Origin of the sequence: Agathobaculum sp. LCP25S3_E8 (assembly GCF_052117165.1) — a bacterium.
GTDB lineage: Bacteria > Bacillota > Clostridia > Oscillospirales > Butyricicoccaceae > Agathobaculum.
In genome coordinates, this window is sequence record NZ_JBQKJR010000019.1 from 33,816 (window position 1) to 50,371 (window position 16,556).

Here is a 16,556-nt window from a genome sequence, read left to right on the forward strand (position 1 = left end):
CATTGTATTTGGAAGACGGAGAGATCTATAATAATATATATAGTGTCTGGGGAGGAATGACATATGTGGATTCTCTTTGCGGTGGGTTCTGCGTTTTTTGCCGGTATTACCGCTGTCTTGGCAAAATGCGGCATTCAAAAGACCGACTCTGATGTGGCAACGGCCATTCGCACCATCGTGGTGCTCGCGTTCTCGTGGCTGATGGTGCTTTTGGTGGGCTCCGCATCACAGATTGCTGCCATTTCTGCGTATACATGGACCTTTTTAATTTTGTCCGGTCTTGCGACTGGTGCATCCTGGCTGTGCTATTTTCGCGCGCTGCAGCTGGGGGATATCAATAAGGTTGTGCCCATTGATAAATGCAGCATTGTTTTGACCGTGCTGCTTGCATTTATCTTGCTGCGGGAGCCGATCAGCTTATGGAAGCTGATCGGGCTGCTGGCAATCACCGGTGGTACGCTGCTCATGATTCAGAAAAAAGAAAAGACAACGGAGAGTATCGGCGTTTTGTGGCTGATTTACGCGGTTTTGTCTGCGGTTTTTGCCAGTCTCACTGCGATTTTTGGCAAAATCGGTATCACGGGTGTGGAGTCCAATCTTGGAACGGCGCTGCGGACCGGTGTGGTGCTGCTGATGGCGTGGTTGGTGGTTTTCGTGAAGGGAAAACAGACGGCCGTCAGGCAGGTTCCGGGCAAAGAGTTGATTTTTATTGTCCTTTCGGGAATCGCGACCGGCGCGTCCTGGCTGTGTTACTATAAAGGCTTGCAGGACGGTCTTGCCAGCGTGGTGGTGCCGATCGATAAGCTCAGCATTCTGGTGACCATTGCATTTTCTTATGTGGTATTTCAAGAAACGCTGTCGAAAAGAGCCGGTATCGGTCTGCTGTGCGTGGTAGTCGGGACGCTGCTGATGCTGTAAGCGAAAAGTACCCATAAAAAAGCTGCTTTCGAACAACGAGAGCAGCTTTTTTTTACACGGTGTCATCCCAGTCGCCGGAATGTATATCCAGCAGTATGGGAGGTCCCCTCTTATTGTCGGCGAAATTTTCCACAATAAGTATTTTCAATTTTTCGTAATTGCGCTATTATGTAAATGACGATTATCCACACCATAAGAGAGGAATCGCATATTATGAGCAGGCAATCAGAAAAAATGTGGAAAAAGATTTTTGATTTGCTCCCATCGCGGCAGAAGTTAGGATTTTTTTTCATTTTGATCATATTGGGCGTTTCGGCTGTTTTAAGCCAGTTTACGCCCCTCGCCATCGGTTATCTGACCGACAGCGTTTTGGCGGGTGAGCATGTTGCATTCTGGTCGGTTGTCCCGATTCTGATTGCGATTTTGCTGGTCAATGTCATCAATGAGGTCATTAAGGTGATTCGCCGCCTGATTGTAGAGGATACGGCAACGCAAGCGGAAAAAAATGCACGGCAAAAAGCCGCCACATCGCTGCTGCTTGCGCCGCTTTCCTACTTTCGCAGTCATATGACAGGCAATATCCATGGCAGGCTGAACCGGAGTCTGGAGGGGACAGTCAAGCTGATTAAGCTGCTTTTTATGGACTTTGCACCCGCTGTGACCACCGGCATAGCCGCTATCGTTACGATTTTTTTGCAGCTTCCCGTTCTGGTTGCTTGTCTGGTCGTTCTGGTCATTCCCATCGGTACATTCATTGTGCTGCGGCAAATCAGCACGCAAAAAGGCATCCGCGTTGAACTGATGGAAACCAAGGCCGATTTGGATGGGACTATGGTGGAGCTGCTGGGCGGTATTGAAACCATTCGTGCACTGGACAGTGCACAGGCTGAGAGTGCGCGCATTCAGTCCTGCTCCGAGCAGCTCCGAAAAAAGGAAATGCGGCACCACAAGGCGATGGCCTTTTATGACTGCCTAAAGTTTATCAATGAGGCCGTGTTCAGCGTGATTATGATTGGCACCTCGGTTTTGTTGGCATCGCAGCAGATTATCACTATCGGCACCGTGCTCACGGCATACCTGTGCTTTACCCAGCTAACCGGCCCGCTGCGCGAGTTGCATCGGATTCTGGACGAATTTTCCGAATGCACTGTGCTGGCGGCAGACTATTTTCAGATGGTTGATATTCCGATGGATTTTTCCTATCAGGAACAAACAGCCGTGCAGGATATTGCTTTGCCATCCAATGAAATTGAAATTCGACATGTGCGCTTTGCCTATCCCGAAAAAACCGATCAGGCCATTTTGCACGATATCAGTCTGTCCATTCCGGCAGGGAAATTTACCGGTATCGCCGGACCGAGCGGCTGCGGGAAATCCACGCTCATCAAAATCATTGATAAGCTGGAACAGGCGGACGGAGAGGTCTGTTTGGGCGGCGTCGCTTTATCGCAGCTTTCCCGACGGAACATTGCGGAGCATATTGCTGTCGTTCCTCAGACTCCGTTCCTGATTGCGGATACGGTGTATCACAATATCTGCTATGGTATGGAGCGAGAGGTCAGTCTGTCCGAGGTAAAAGAGGCTGCAAGAAGGGCGAATATTGCATCCGACATCGAGAAGATGCCGGATGGGTATGAGTTTATGCTGTCGGAGGGGGGCCGAAATCTGTCAGGCGGACAGCGGCAGAGAATCGCTCTGGCGCGCATTTTCCTACGTAAGCCGAAAATCCTGATTTTGGATGAAGCAACCTCGGCGTTGGACAATACATCGGAAAAATGGATTCAGCAGGAGATTGAAAAGCTGAAAGAAGAGTGCGGCACCACAATTTTGTCGATCGCTCACCGCCTGTCCACTCTGCAAAATTGTGACGAAATTATCGTGATGGACAAGGGGAAAATCGTGGAAAAAGGCACCTTCCGTGAATTGGAAAGCAGGCCGGGTATCTTTCGGGACATGGCGTTGGGCATCCTGAAGTGACAGCCGACAAGTGCGGAACGGGTATATAAATCGAGGATGGCAGCCGGGCAACCGGCTGCCGTTTTTTGCGTGCGAGCCGCAAAATGCAATGTGCTGGGAATGGCAGAGTCTTGCGCATAAAATGGCTGTGCAGAGGTTCAAGTGGGGAAAGAAAATGCGGAAGTTTCATTCCGGTATCAGTATGACAACAATGTTGTTACCTTTGTTGTTTTGGTTCTACGTTTGTGGTATAAAATCCTTTGCCACAAGATTCGACAAGAAATGAGCAATGAAGGGAACGGATGAAAATGAGGGCACAGTCCATGTTGGCTGGTGTTTTGGCAGTGCTTTGCCTGACCGGTTGTTCCGGCCGGATGCAGACTACAGAGGAAACGGAATTGGCCGACGCGTCGGGTGGACAGCAGGCTACCTATGAGGATACCGCGTTGGTCGGCAATTCGTATATTGATAGTTTTTATATCTACGATGCAATGCCCAAAGCGGCATATTATTACCGCGTGGGACTTAATGTGAACAGTGTTTTTGACCAGCCGATGCTGCAGGGGGAGGATACCGAGACCCCGGTTATCGAGCTGTTGGAGGGCAAGGATTTTGCAAATATCGTCTTTTTCTTTGGAGAGAATGAGCTCGGCTGGAGCAACCGTAATGCTTTTATGGAGGAATACGGCAAAGTGATTGACAAGGCACGCTCTTATTGCCCGGATGCCGTCATTTATCTCTCGGCAATTCCGCCGGTGTCGGAGGAAGTGTCTGAGAAAAATAAAGATAATACCAATAACGCCTCCATTCAGGCCTGCAATGCGGAGATAAAGCAAATTGCGCAGGAGAATGGCGCGGTATATGTGGATGCTTTTTCTGCGCTGGAAGATGCAAACGGCTGTCTGCCTTCGGACGCGGCGGCGGACGGCATTCATCCTGCCAAGGACTATACGGAAAAATGGGCGGAACTTCTAAAAGAGAGCATTGCGGAGGCGGAAGAAAAATGAAACAGCAGATGAAACAGTGTGCGGCAGCGCTCGCTGCCGCCCTTTGTGTGGCAGTGACAGGCTGCGGCAAGCAGCAGATGGAGATTAAACCGGCAGAGGCTGTGCAGCAACTAAAGGAAAGCGTGACCTTTACCGATCAGATGACCGACATGGACAGCGCGGGCGCTTGTCGGTTTTACGATGTCAGCACGGATTTGGTGCAGGACAGCGCAGCCAGTGTCGGCAGCGGCGCAACCGCAGAGAGTCTGGCAGTATTCGAGGCGTCGGATGCGGATGCAGCGCAACGCATTGCCGATACGCTGCAGACTTTTACAGACAGCTGGATCAAGGGGTACTCGGACTATAAGCCGGAGGAAGTGCCCAAGTTGGAAAGTGCGGTGCTCGAACAGGACGGCGTTTACGTTGTGTTTTGCGTGACAGCGGACAATGCTGCGGCTAAAACGGCCGTGCAGGATTTGCTGAATCCATAAAGGCGGTGCGGAATTGAGCTTCGCCGGTTTGGCTTTTCTGTTTTTCTTTCTGCCCGTTGTTTTGGTGGGATATTATTGTTTTCCGTGCCGATGGCGCAATGGGTTTCTGTTGGCGGCAAATCTGGTATTCTACGGTTGGGGAGAGCCGTGGTTCCTGCCGGTTATTCTGTTGACGGCAGCTGCCAATTGGCTGATTGGGCGGCGGATTGCCGCCTGCGCCGAAATCGGTCTCCGGCGGCTTTGGTTGATAACGGCGCTGGTGCTCGATTTGGGCCTTCTGCTCGTGTTCAAATATGCGGGCTTTCTGCTGAAGAGCGTCGGACTGGAACATCTGCTTTCCAGCGCAATCCCGCTGCCGCTGGGCATCTCATTTTACACCTTTCAAGTGGTATCCTATGTCATCGATGTATATCGCAAAACTGCATCTGCGGAGAAGAGCGCGGTTTGTTTTGCGACCTATATGACCTTCTTTCCGCAGCTGATTGCAGGGCCGATTGTGCGCTATGAGGAGCTGCGCGGACAACTCACAGGGCGTAAGGAAACCTGGAATAAAATTGCCAATGGTTTCTGTCTGCTGATGATCGGCCTTGGCAAAAAGATGCTGCTGGCCAATCCTATGGGACAGCTATGGGACGGTCTGCGCACGCTGCCGGACGGCATCGGTATACTGGGAGCGTGGATGGGAGCGGCCGCCTTCACCCTGCAAATTTACTTTGATTTTTCCGGTTATTCGGATATGGCGCGCGGACTTGGCGGTATGTTCGGATTCGATATTCCGGTCAACTTTCGCTATCCCTATGCGGCACAGAGTATTAAGGAGTTTTGGCGGCGTTGGCATATTACACTCAGCCGTTGGTTCCGGGATTATGTGTATATCCCGCTGGGCGGCAGCCGCCGCGGGACAGTGCGGACATTTGTCAATCTGTTTATTGTTTGGTCGCTGACCGGCCTGTGGCATGGAGCGGCTTGGAATTATGTGCTGTGGGGGCTTTATTATTTTGCGCTGCTTTCTGCGGAGCGTCTGATAGGGGAGGCACGGCTGGCGCACATTCCACGTGCGCTGCGGCATGTGCTGACCATGGTGCTGATTGTGCTGGGGTGGGTGCTGTTTGCCATTGAGGATTTCGGCGCGCTGGCAGGCTATCTGCACGCGATGTTCTCCCTGTCCGGCGGCCTCATCAGCGCGCAGGCGGTGGTATGGGTGCTGTCCTATTTGCCGCTGTTTGCGGTGGCGGCACTGGCCTCACTGCCGCTGGCCGCTCGAGTGGTGCAGCGTCATGAAGAGGACCGTTGGACCCACTGGGGTGCGCCGGTTTGGTGTTTGCTGCTGCTTGCAGCAAGCTGTGCGGCGCTGGTAGCGCAGAGCTATAACCCATTTTTGTATTTTCGGTTCTAAAAGGAGACAAGACGCATGCAATTTGGGCATCCCCGTGCAGTGGCGCTGCTGTTTGCCGGGGTTTTGATTGGTACACAGGCGGCATTCTGGCTGCTGCCGCACCGGTCTTTTTCGGAAAATGAAAAACGTGTGCTGGCGCAGCCGCCCACTGTCAGCGCAGAGAGTATTGCCGACGGCAGTGTGTTTCAAGACGTAGAAAAATATCTGTCCGATCATTTCCCGGGACGGGATGGATGGGTTGGTGCGAACGCCTATCTGGAGCAGGCAGAAGGGCGGGGCGCGGTGCGCAGCATTGTCAGCGGATCGGACGGCTGGTTGTTTTCCGCCCCGCTTTCGGATGACAGACAGATATTGCAGGATAATATGCAGGCGATTACTGCATTTGCGCAGACACAGTCTGTACCGGTTTATCTGATGGCCGTTCCCACATCGGGCGCAGTGGTGGAGGACAAACTGCCTGCACTGCATCTGACGTACCCCGATGCGGACATGCTGGAGCAAGCGCGGCGGATTGCGGGCGACAGCCTGAGCTGGTTGGATGTGATGGGGGATTTTTGCGGCACCGAAGATCCGGAAACACTTTATTACCGTACCGATCATCACTGGACAACCGAGGGGGCCTATCGTGCCTATCGGTTGTTGATGCGGGAAAAAAGGGAGTCATCCGTGATGCGCGACACCTTTTCCGTAGAACGGGTGCAGGATTTTTACGGCACCTCCTATTCCAAAAGCGGCTTGTGGCTGACCCCGCCGGATGAGATTGAGCTGTGGACGAATCCCGCTTTGCGAACGATAACCAGCGTATATGACGGTAACAGTCGGGAACCAGTTGTGCAGGAGGGAATGCTGTTCCGGGAGTATCTTAGTGAGGCAGACAAGTACCCGGTGTTTTTGAGCGGGAACCATGCACGTATCCATATCGAGACCAATGCAGATACCGAGAAACGGCTGCTGGTCGTGAAGGATTCCTATGCCCATTCGCTGGCACCTTTTCTTGCGGAGGAATACCGGACGATCGACCTAATCGATCTGCGGTATTTCAAGCGGCAGACGATTTCCGACTGGTTGCAGGGACATCCGGTTGATGAAATCCTGTTCGTTTATGGACTGAGCAGTCTGGCAGAGGATAAAAACTTGCAATGGCTGGCATAGTGGATTGACAAAAGAACAAAGCCGATGCGCAGACAGTCTGCGCATCGGCTTTGTTTGTATAAAGATAAGCATTCGGAATTATCGGTTGAGTACCGCGTCCCGCAATTGGGATAGGTCAGCTGCATCCGGATGGGACAATGCAGCGTCAAAGTTATCCAGCATCATCTGACGGCGGGGGCTATCCTCCATCGTCTCATAGCGGGCGCGCACGGCTGCGGGCATCTTGCCCTGACACATGTAGCTGCCGCACAACGTCACACCGTCCGGCAGGTTCTGCCGCGCAGCGGCGAGGATTTTGTCGAAATAGGCAGGGGCGCCGCCGAAGCCTGCCGTACCGAACAGGAACACCTCCTGCGTGGTTACGCGCGAGAGAAATGCTGCGGTGTCCGCATCACAGGTTCCCTTGTCTGTCCAGAAGCCGACATAGATGCGTTCGGCGTGCAGCGCTTCGTCGCTGGGCGTGCCGAAGTACAGGCAGTCGCCGGCGGGCAAGGTATCGCGCAGGGTTTCGGCCAGCAGACGGGTGTTGCCGGTCTTACTGCTGTAAACAATTGCGTAAGTCATGCGTTGTCCTTCCTTTCATAGATGCAGTGTACACCTTGGTGAGCCATCATGCCGCCAAGGCATTTTTTATTGCAGCGCACGCAGCGCCGAATCTCGTTTGCGTGGTCGGAGCATACTTTGCGTGGCCAGTCCGGGTCTGCAATCAGCTGGCGGCTCATGGCGGCGCAGTCGATGCGGCCGGAGGCAAGCTGCTGCTCGACGAAGTCGGGTTGCGTCAATCCGCCGACGCCGCAGATGGGGAGCTTCGTCAGCTTGCGCACCGCGTCGCAGAACGGCAGAAAGCAGCCTTCCTCGTGGAAATACGGATGCTTTGCGGGCGGAATAGTGTCGGTCAGTTCGCCATGATTTGCCAGTGTGACATGGAAACTGGTTACGCCCGCCTGCTCGAGCAGCGGGACGAATATGGGCAGTTCCTCCTGCAATACACCGGCATTGCCGTAATGCGGATTTTCCTGACGCACGGCCAACTTGTAATCGATTGGCAGGTCGGGCAGACGGCGGCGCACCGCCTTGATGGCCTCAATAGCAAAACGCGCACGGTTTTCCGGGCTGCCGCCGTATTCGTCTGTGCGGTGATTGTATACAGTCGAGCTGAAACTGCCACACATGCGGTCACCATGAATCTGCACCATGTCGAAGCCTGCTTTGCGTGCGAGTACGGCGGCTTCGCCGAAGCTCTCGGTGATTTCGTGAATTTTGCGAGTTGACAGATTGGTGATATACGGCCCGACCTGCTCGTTAAGCAGCGGACGCAGATCGGCCATGCTGATGCGCTTGGTCAGTATGCCCGGGATGTATTTGAGCATCGCTTTGATGTTGGAATCCGACTGGTGCAGCTGGGCGCACAGCAGGCAGCCTTCAGCGTGAACGGTTTCGGCAATGCGCTGATAGAGAGCAAAGCCCTTTTTGGTGTAGAGCGACGGGCCGAAGCCGTGCTTCAGCACCGGCACATCGCCGATAATGATCATCGCGCAGCCGCCCGCAGCAATGGCACGATAGCGGGCAATCAGTTCGTCCTCAGGCAAGCCCATTGAGGTGGGGGCAAAAATAATGCGGTTTTTTAGAGTTAGCCCGCCGTAGTTGACCGGGCTGTTTATCGTCTCGTACATAGCTTGGTATTCGCTTCCTTTTCTTTGACTTTGGCGAGCAGCGTCAGCAGCTGTGCGCGTTCTTCTTCACTGAGCGATTGCAGCATATCGTTATCCCAGTCGAAAAAGACCTGATGACTGATGTCAAACGCCTGTATGCCTTTTTCGCTGAGGGTCAGGCGATAGGCCCGACCCTGCTTTTCTCGAAGAAAAAATCCGTCTTCCACCAGCCGCAATGTGCTGCGCTGGCAGTAGCCCCAGTCCAGACCGAGCGCACCGGTCAGCTCGGATTGCGTGCAGCCCGGATGCCGTCCAACATAGAACAGTGGGTACAGCAGCCCCTGACTCAGCCCGATTTGTTCGAGCGCATGCGCAGCATAGGCCGAAAAGCTGCGGGATAATACGGTGGAATAGTATGCCAGAGTATTGACCATGTTGTGTGCTCCTTTCTTGACTTTGTCAAGTATAAGTCCATTACTTGATAAAGTCAAGTATAAAAACACAAATTTTCTTTTTGTTCACAAATTGTGTAGATGGAATGGAATCCAGCTTGACAGCAGCCGAGCGACGCGGTATAATACCATCCGAGGGAATGAGGTTCTCCCGTGGCCAAGGCCAAACCGCTGATTAGCTGATGACTTCTGCAAATTTTTTTGCAGGGTTATCAGCTTTTTTTGTGCCTGCAAAAGGGGAAATGAGGAGGAAAATACAATGCTTACAAGTCTTGCGCTGATTTTTCTGGTGGGAATGAGTCTGGGGTGGATTGTGACGCGGCTGCGGCTGCCCAGTCTGCTGGGCATGCTCCTGACCGGTATTCTGCTTGGGCCGTATGTGCTTGACCTGCTCGATGCGTCTATTTTGGGGATATCGGCTGACCTGCGGCAGCTGGCGCTTATCATCATCCTGACGCGCGCGGGTCTGTCGCTCAATCTGGAGGATTTGAAAAAGGTGGGCCGCCCGGCTGTGCTGATGTGCTTTGTACCTGCGTGCTTTGAAATCGTGGGTATGGTGACGCTTGCGCCGCGGCTGCTCGGCATTTCGGTGCTGGATGCCGCGATTATGGGCGCGGTGGTAGCAGCGGTGTCGCCTGCAGTCATTGTGCCAAAGATGCTGCGCCTGATGGAACTGGGTTTCGGTACGCGCCGCAGCATCCCGCAGATGATTCTGGCGGGTGCATCGGTGGATGATGTGTTTGTCATCGTCATGTTTACAGCGTTTACTGGTCTGGCGCAGGGCGGTACGTTTTCGCCTGCGACTTTTGTGCAGATTCCGGTGTCGATTGTGACCGGCATCGCGGTCGGGCTGGCCGTCGGTGTGGCGTTCGGCGCGGTGTATCGCCGCATCCACGTGCGCGATTCGGTCAAGGTGGTGGTGCTGCTTAGCCTGTCGTTCCTGTTCGTCGCGCTGGAAAACGCGGTCAAGGGCATTGTGCCGTTTTCCGGTTTGCTTGCAGTGATGAGCTGCGGTATTGCAATCAACCGGCGCCGTCCGGAACTTGCCGCGCGGTTGTCGGGCAAGTATAATCGCTTGTGGGTAGCGGCCGAGGTGCTGCTGTTCGTGTTGGTCGGCGCAACGGTGGATATTGGCTATGCAGCGGCAGCAGGCGCGGCTGCTGTATTGGTTGTATTGGGGGCGCTGGTGTTTCGTATGGCGGGTGTGTTCGTCTGTTTGCTGCGCACGCCTCTTTCTGCCAAAGAGCGTTTGTTCTGTATGATTGCATACACGCCCAAGGCGACCGTGCAGGCGGCAATCGGTTCGGTGCCGCTGACCATGGGATTGGGCTGCGGTCAGATTGTACTGGCCGTGGCAGTACTCGCTATTCTGATTACCGCGCCGCTCGGTGCTTTCTCGATTGACCTGACTTATCGCCGCCTGCTCGGACAGGCGGAAACACCGGAGGAAACTGCGGCCTGAACAGAAAAAGACGGCTTGAGAATATCTCAAGCCGTCTTTTTTATGATTCTTTCACCTGCTGGCGCAGCTTATAGTGCATCAGCTTGCCGGTTGCCGTGTGCGGCAGTTCCTTAACGATGTGGTAAATACGGGGCCACTTATAGGAGGACAGCATCGGGCTGTGCACACAGTAGTCCTTGAGCTCTTCCACGGTCAGACTGTCATCCGACGGGACAACATAGGCCGCGACAACTTCGCCGCGCAGCTTGTCCGGTATGCCGATGACCGCGCTTTCCGCGACCTTGGGGTGTTCGTTGAGTACCGCTTCGATCTGCGTGGGGTAAATGTTTTCGCCCGCGGACACGATCATGTCGTCCTTGCGGCCGGATACGGTGACAAATTCATTTTCGTCCCACACGCCGACGTCGCCCGTGTACAGCCAGCCCTTGTAGAACTTCTGAGCAGTCATCTCCGGGTTGTTAAAGTAGCAGAACGCGCTCTTGGCAGGCGAGGAAATGATGATTTCCCCCGGCGTTTTGCTGTCGTGCGGTACGGTCTCCTCCGGTTCTGCATGGCTGCCGTCCTCGCGGATGGCGACCAGCCGCACCTCGTCATCGGTACACGAGCGTCCGGCGGAGCCGGCCATATCCGGCAGGTCGAACGGGCGCAGGAAGGTATTCCAGAAGGTTTCGGTTGTGCCGTAGCCGTTGAAAATGTTGGGGGTCAGAAGCTGCATGTACTTTTCGCATGCGGCTTTTTCAAACGGCGCGCCCATCGTGACAATACCGCGCAGCGCGGACAGATCGGCCGGGGTGCGCTCCTGTGTGCGAGCGAGCATTGCAATGATGGTGGGCACACCAATGAGGAACGAAATCTGATACTTTTCCGCATATTCCAGACAGCGCTTGGGTGCAAAGTCGCGCAGAATCACGACCTCGCCGCCTGCGTACAGCGTGGGACACGGACCGCCCGAATGGATGCCGCCGCGGTGGAACCACGGGGTCATATTCATCGTGCGGTCGGTCGGACCGAGCGGGAAGTGCATCATTACATCGTGCGCGGACAGCACTTCGTTTACATTGTTGATCGGCACACCCTTAGGCCGGTTGGTCGTGCCCGAGGTGTACAGACGGGTGGTTTCATCATAGATATGCGGGGCGAAGTCGATCGGGGGATCAGTTTCAGGCTGCCCGGCGACATAATCTACATAGCGGGCATGGTTTGCGGGTGCCGCGGCATCGCCTTTGTAATCGACCATAACGACACGGGCGGGTTTATGCTCGCACAACTCGAGCGCACCGCTGGAAAGCTCTCCGAATTCTGCGTCATAGATAAATGCCTTGGGGCGGCTGTCATCGATTACGAGCGCAATTTCGCCTGCGCCTTGACGGTAGTTGACCGGACAGGCGATGGCGCCGACCTTGTGCGCCGCCAGATAGCAGAACACAAACTCGGGTGAGTTGAGCAGCGTAAACATGACCACATCATTTTTGCCTACGCCATCCGCGCGCAGTGCGTGCGCCAGACGGTTCGCTTCAGCATTGAGCTGGGCGTAGGTCCAACGGCGGCCGGAGAGCGGGTCGTGCAGCGCAGGGCGGCTGCCGAAGCGCGAAACATTGCGCAGGAAACCATTCAGATAGGTGAACCGTGTTTCGAACGTCTCGCGGAACATGGTGACATCATAGGTGTATTGATTTTGCAAGGTGGGATTCCCTCATTTCTAGTATTGGCTGACGATCACGCTGGAGTTTTGTCCCCCGAAGCCCAACGAGTTGGACATCGCAGCGGAAATTTTGGCCGGACGGGCGGTGTTCGGTACATAGTCGAGGTCACAGTCCGGATCGGGGGTGGTCAGATGCAGCGTCGGCGGCAGCATACCGGTCTGGATCGCTTTGATGCAGGCAATTGCCTCGGTCAGGCCGCCCGCGCCCATCAGGTGACCGGTCGCGGATTTGGTTGAGGACATCGGGGGCGCACTTTCCCGTCCGCCAAACACAGATTTGACGGCGAGCGTCTCGGCCTTATCGCCAAGCATAGTCGAAGTGCCGTGCGCGTTGATATAGCCGATGTCAGACGGCTGCATATCGGCTTTTTTGAGCGCTAGCCGCATGCAGCGGGCTGCGCCTGCCCCATCCGGACAGGGCGCGGTGACGTGGTGCGCATCCGAGGTGTTGGCGTAGCCCGCCAGCACGGCGTGGATTTTCGCGCCGCGCGCCAGCGCATGTTCCTCGGTTTCGATCAGCAGCGCGCCGCCGCCCTCGCCGATGACAAAACCGTCCCGCTCCGCGTCAAACGGACGGCAGGCGGTTTCGGGGTCGTCGTTGCGGCGGGAGAGTGCCTTGGCCTGTGACAGGCCGGACACCACAATCGGACACAGGATGCTTTCGCCGCCGACCGCCAGCACAGCGTCGGCTTCGCCGGAGCGCAGCAGCATCGCGGCGGTCATGATCGCGTCGCCGCCTGCTGAGCAGGCGGTGTTGAGCGTCAGGCTCGGACCGAGGATGCCGCGCGCAATTGCTATCTGTGCGGCGGCGATGTTGCCGATGGTCATAGGTACAAAGCGCGGTCCGACACGATGGCCGGCATCGTAAGCAGCCTGTGTCTGTGCGACTGTGGTCACGCCGTCCATGGCAGTACCCATAACGATGCCGATGCGCTCGGCTTCCGGTTCGATAGCAAGACCGCTATCCTCCAGTGCTTCCTGTGCGGCCACGAATGCAAACTGCATAAACGGGTCCATTGTGCGCGCAAGGGTTTTCGGCATGTGATTGGCAGGGTCAAAGTCCTTCAGCTCAGCCGCGATTTGTACCGGAAGGTCGGATGCGTCAAAGCGTGTGATCCGACCGATGCCGCAATGGCCGGAAACCAACGCCTCCCAATAGGCGGAAACCCCGATGCCGATGGGAGTTACCGCACCCATGCCCGTGATAACCAGTTTCTTCTCTTTCATAGTATTTCCCCATTTGATATAAGGCTTCCATGCGTTTTTGTGTGGCAGTTTTATGCTGTCCATGTAGCAAAAACGGTGGATACCGATGCATTATTTTTATCTATTATACCAGAAAGTGACCAAAAGTAAAAGTGCATTTCGGGCACAGATTGCACATTATGTAGTGCTGCGGCCCTCCACTGTACGCATATCCAGCAGAAATGCGACCGATGCTATACACGATGGCAAAAGGCGAGGAGGATTCATGAGAAAATTTTGTCACATATGCAAAAATACGGGCCGGTGAGAACCGGTCCGTATTTTGGGAAGCAGAGAAGGGGCAGAAAATGCTTTTGGAGATAGCCTATTCCTCTGTCCTCAGGCGTTCGACAACGGTGCGATGCATGGCGCTGTGGCAGGTGATACGTGGGATGGCAAGCCCCAGCAGTACGAACACCGGCAGCAGCACGATGATCGGCAGCAAGGTGAAGCGATAGGAGAAAAACCAGAACATGGATGAGCAGCCCATGCCGATGACCGGGCCGAGCGTCACGCTCAACGCAAAGCTGAGTATAAGCGCAAGCATGGCGTAGTACAGCCCTTCGAGCATCAGCATATGCTTGAGCTGTTTGCCCGTCATGCCGATGGCTTGCAGCACTGCAAACTCGTGTCGCCGCGTGATGATACCGGTCAGCACGGCGTTTAGGAAGTTAAGCACGCCCACCAGCCCGATAATCAGACTCAGTGTGCTGCCGAGTGTCAAAAACATAGCGCGGAAACCTTCAAACTCAGCCTGATAGGTCGCCTTGCTTTCATAATCAAAGAGTGGCTGCACATTTTCCGTATAATTTGCGAGAAAGGCTTCCATGCGGTCGGTCGCCGCGTCCTCGGTGTCGAACACATAGGTCATGACCGAATTTGTCTGCGTGTCCTGCGTAAACTGCGCCGCGCCCATGACGAATTGGTCCGCGCCATAAAAGCGGTAATCGAGCGAGCTTGGAATTAGCACCGCCGCGGCAACCGTGTATTCTTTGTCGCGGTAGGTCTTGGCGCGTGAGCCGATGGCACGGTCGCCCATATAGACCGCATCGACCTCATCTGATGGAATCACTTCACCCGTATCTTCGTAATAATATTCGAACTCCTCCACATACCGCAGGTGCACGGTGTCGCCCACCTTCGCCCAGTGGGACTGCTCTTCTGGCTCGCCATAATCGTCGGCGGTATAGACCGCCGCAATGGCGTTTTGGGTTGGATCGGACAGGGCGGACAGGTCGCCGTCCAGCACAGTCAGCTTGGACAGCGGAAAATCCTCCATGCCATAAAGCTGAGCGCGGTCGGCCAGCAGGTCATCCGGCGTATGCTCCATGTCTTCGCTCATCTGGTTAAGCGCGGCTTCGGTGTACCACCGTGCCCGGCTTTGGCGGTACCAGTCCTCGGTGACAAATTCCTGTACGCTGGATACCTGCCCATAGATGCGGCCGGATTCTGTGATGCCGCCCTGCGCGTCGATGTCTGCAATGACGTTTTCGGGCACGGCTTCGTCGGTCGAAGAAAAGCCGGAGCCAGTCTGGAAATAAGCTGCGTCTCCCACGACGAAATCCACGGCGGATTTGTCCGCCAAATACTTATCCATATCAAAGCCGATAGCAAAGGTGTAGGTTATCTGCATGAGCACGACCGCGAGTGAAAGCGAAACAACCGTAATGATGGTTTTGCCGCGGCTGCGGCCGAGGTTTGCCCACGCCATGCGCGGCAGACGTGCGCCGGAGGACTTACGGGCGGCATGCTTGCCGTGGCGCGCTTTGGGCAGACGCACGCTGGCATCGGTATAGCGCACGGCTTCGACGGGTGAGACACGTGAAGCCATTTTGCCGGGCTTGCGGCAGGAAATGCGCACAGTCAGCAGCGAAAACACCGCTGCGCCGATAAAGATCAGCGGATTAAACGATACAAAAGTTGTGGTATACGATGTTTGTTCCATGATAACCGGCGTCAGCTTGACGCCGACCAGAAAACCGATGATCCACCCGAGCGGAATACCGAAAAGCGAAAGAATATAAGCCTGTCGCCTTATCATGCGGCGAATTTGTTTGCCAGTTGTGCCGATGGTTTTCAGAAGGCCATAAAACCGAATGTCGTTGGTAACTGAAATCTGGAACACGTTATAGATGATGAGGTAGCCGGTGAACATAATGAGCAGCAGCATGGCGAGAATCGCAATGGCGGACATGGGATCGATTGTCGCGTCGATCTGTGCGGCGGTATAGCCCCAGTTAACGCCAATGGCGATGTAATTGTCCGCCGTTGGATCGTCGCACTGATAGCCGTGGTTTGCCAGCACCTGTTCGGCCTTTTCACGGATATGGAATGCGCTGTCAAACATCACGTCCAGATGCCATTTTCCGGTCTGGCTCTGGGGGTCACCGGCAGAAAGTGCGCACAGCTCTTCCGCCGCCGAGCGGGGAAGAATGACATTGGATGCGACGATGGCATTGTCATATTCCCACCAGCCGGAAAGGGTAAAGGTTCGCTCTACGTATTGCGCATCCTGTGTGTTTTCATCGATACCGACTGGAATCGTAAATTTCGCGCCAACCTTTGGCTCAATGCCGAGCAGGGCAAGTACGCGGGTGTCGGTTGCCGCCTCGTCCGTGCCTTCTCGGGGCAGACTTCCTTCCACCGGCTCAATGAAATAGTGTTTGGCTTCGTTTGCATCCATGTAGCTGATTTCAATATGAGATTTGTTGAACGGCGGCTCGCTGTCAGTCATGCCGATGAACAAACGCGCGCCGTATTCTTGTATCAGCGGGTCGTCCTTAAGCTCCAGCAGCTGCGCTTCGGTCAGATTCTTGAAGGTAGCGTGCATATCTCCGCCTGCCTGTCGGAAGTTCTGCTGCTGAAAAGAGTAGTTGATGGATGCCCCAATGGTAAACAGCGAGGTAAACAATATGGTCGTCAGCGCAATGGCGATGACTGCGATGATGTTGCGGGTTTTGGCCGCCTTCAGGCTTCTGTCAGACAGGCGGCGGATGCATTTGCGGTTGGGTACACTCAGCATATTGCGCACCTCCTTGTATTATAGAGTAGTAGTTTTTAGGGACCCTCTCCAAGGTCTGTGCTACACTGTAAGGGATGCTGTGGATTGGTTCGCACCTCCTACCGCAAGACGGTTCACGAAAG

Annotated in this window: 13 protein-coding genes and 1 riboswitch; of the genes, 7 read left to right on the forward strand and 6 right to left on the reverse strand. The window is 54.8% G+C overall.

The features are described from left to right. Positions 1-63 precede the first annotated feature (63 nt). From ACTQ34_RS08575 to ACTQ34_RS08600, 6 genes are all read left to right on the forward strand, one after another. Positions 64-918 (forward strand): EamA family transporter, encoded by an 855-nt coding sequence (locus tag ACTQ34_RS08575; RefSeq protein WP_441363424.1) that lies wholly within the window; start codon positions 64-66, stop codon positions 916-918. 294 nt (positions 919-1,212) lie between these two features. After that, on the forward strand, positions 1,213-2,895 hold the full coding sequence (locus ACTQ34_RS08580) for an ABC transporter ATP-binding protein (protein WP_441363425.1): 1,683 nt from the start codon (positions 1,213-1,215) through the stop codon (positions 2,893-2,895). 281 nt (positions 2,896-3,176) lie between these two features. Further along, on the forward strand, positions 3,177-3,881 hold the full coding sequence (locus ACTQ34_RS08585; RefSeq protein WP_441363426.1) for a GDSL-type esterase/lipase family protein: 705 nt from the start codon (positions 3,177-3,179) through the stop codon (positions 3,879-3,881). After that, positions 3,878-4,351, forward strand: coding sequence for a DUF4358 domain-containing protein (locus ACTQ34_RS08590; protein WP_441363427.1), 474 nt, complete (start codon positions 3,878-3,880; stop codon positions 4,349-4,351). The genes ACTQ34_RS08585 and ACTQ34_RS08590 overlap by 4 nt, the downstream gene beginning before the upstream one ends. A 109-nt stretch (positions 4,352-4,460) precedes the next feature. Continuing rightward, entirely contained in the window at positions 4,461-5,747 is a 1,287-nt protein-coding gene (locus ACTQ34_RS08595) for an MBOAT family O-acyltransferase (protein WP_441363428.1), read from the forward strand. A gap of 15 nt (positions 5,748-5,762) precedes the next feature. Next, entirely contained in the window at positions 5,763-6,899 is a 1,137-nt protein-coding gene (locus ACTQ34_RS08600) for a DHHW family protein (RefSeq protein ID WP_441363429.1), read from the forward strand. 78 nt (positions 6,900-6,977) lie between these two features. Here the strand turns inward: ACTQ34_RS08600 and bilS are convergent, their stop codons facing one another. The 3 genes from bilS to bilQ are packed head-to-tail and all read right to left on the reverse strand — an operon-like array spanning position 6,978 to position 8,985. Further along, a complete protein-coding gene (gene bilS / locus ACTQ34_RS08605) occupies positions 6,978-7,463 on the reverse strand; it encodes a flavodoxin family protein BilS (RefSeq protein WP_441363430.1) in 486 nt (161 codons plus the stop codon). Then, positions 7,460-8,572 carry a bilirubin reductase gene (bilR, locus tag ACTQ34_RS08610; RefSeq protein WP_441363431.1) on the reverse strand — a complete coding sequence of 371 codons (1,113 nt, stop codon included), beginning with the start codon at positions 8,570-8,572 and terminating at the stop codon, positions 7,460-7,462. Before bilR ends, bilS begins: the two co-directional genes overlap by 4 nt. Next, the gene (gene bilQ / locus ACTQ34_RS08615; protein WP_441363432.1) at positions 8,557-8,985 is read right to left on the reverse strand and encodes a bilirubin utilization transcriptional regulator BilQ; all 429 of its coding nucleotides are present in this window, start codon (positions 8,983-8,985) and stop codon (positions 8,557-8,559) included. Before bilQ ends, bilR begins: the two co-directional genes overlap by 16 nt. A 145-nt stretch (positions 8,986-9,130) precedes the next feature. Further along, a riboswitch (Fluoride riboswitch) is annotated at positions 9,131-9,202 on the forward strand. Positions 9,203-9,262: 60 nt separating this feature from the next. On the opposite strand from bilQ, the gene ACTQ34_RS08620 reads away from it, so the two are divergent. After that, entirely contained in the window at positions 9,263-10,465 is a 1,203-nt protein-coding gene (locus ACTQ34_RS08620) for a cation:proton antiporter (RefSeq protein ID WP_441363433.1), read from the forward strand. Between the two features lie 40 nt (positions 10,466-10,505). On the opposite strand, the gene ACTQ34_RS08625 is transcribed toward ACTQ34_RS08620, so the two are convergent. The 3 genes from ACTQ34_RS08625 to ACTQ34_RS08635 form a co-directional block, all read right to left on the reverse strand. Further along, complete coding sequence (locus tag ACTQ34_RS08625) at positions 10,506-12,146, reverse strand: class I adenylate-forming enzyme family protein (protein WP_441363434.1); 1,641 nt, start codon at positions 12,144-12,146, stop codon at positions 10,506-10,508. Positions 12,147-12,164: 18 nt separating this feature from the next. Beyond that, positions 12,165-13,394 carry a beta-ketoacyl-ACP synthase II gene (fabF, locus tag ACTQ34_RS08630; protein WP_441363435.1) on the reverse strand — a complete coding sequence of 410 codons (1,230 nt, stop codon included), beginning with the start codon at positions 13,392-13,394 and terminating at the stop codon, positions 12,165-12,167. A 343-nt stretch (positions 13,395-13,737) separates the two neighbouring features. Further along, positions 13,738-16,434 (reverse strand): ABC transporter permease, encoded by a 2,697-nt coding sequence (locus tag ACTQ34_RS08635; RefSeq protein WP_441363436.1) that lies wholly within the window; start codon positions 16,432-16,434, stop codon positions 13,738-13,740. Between the last annotated feature and the right edge of the window lie 122 nt (positions 16,435-16,556).

Coding starts and splice junctions, on each gene's coding strand:
- ACTQ34_RS08575 (WP_441363424.1), top strand. CDS start 64: ATGTGGATTCTCTTTGCGGTGGGTTCTGCGTTTTTTGCCGGTATTACC.
- ACTQ34_RS08585 (WP_441363426.1), top strand. CDS start 3,177: ATGAAAATGAGGGCACAGTCCATGTTGGCTGGTGTTTTGGCAGTGCTT.
- ACTQ34_RS08590 (WP_441363427.1), top strand. CDS start 3,878: ATGAAACAGCAGATGAAACAGTGTGCGGCAGCGCTCGCTGCCGCCCTT.
- ACTQ34_RS08600 (WP_441363429.1), top strand. CDS start 5,763: ATGCAATTTGGGCATCCCCGTGCAGTGGCGCTGCTGTTTGCCGGGGTT.
- bilS (WP_441363430.1), bottom strand. CDS start 7,463: ATGACTTACGCAATTGTTTACAGCAGTAAGACCGGCAACACCCGTCTG.
- bilR (WP_441363431.1), bottom strand. CDS start 8,572: ATGTACGAGACGATAAACAGCCCGGTCAACTACGGCGGGCTAACTCTA.
- bilQ (WP_441363432.1), bottom strand. CDS start 8,985: ATGGTCAATACTCTGGCATACTATTCCACCGTATTATCCCGCAGCTTT.
- ACTQ34_RS08620 (WP_441363433.1), top strand. CDS start 9,263: ATGCTTACAAGTCTTGCGCTGATTTTTCTGGTGGGAATGAGTCTGGGG.
- fabF (WP_441363435.1), bottom strand. CDS start 13,394: ATGAAAGAGAAGAAACTGGTTATCACGGGCATGGGTGCGGTAACTCCC.
- ACTQ34_RS08635 (WP_441363436.1), bottom strand. CDS start 16,434: ATGCTGAGTGTACCCAACCGCAAATGCATCCGCCGCCTGTCTGACAGA.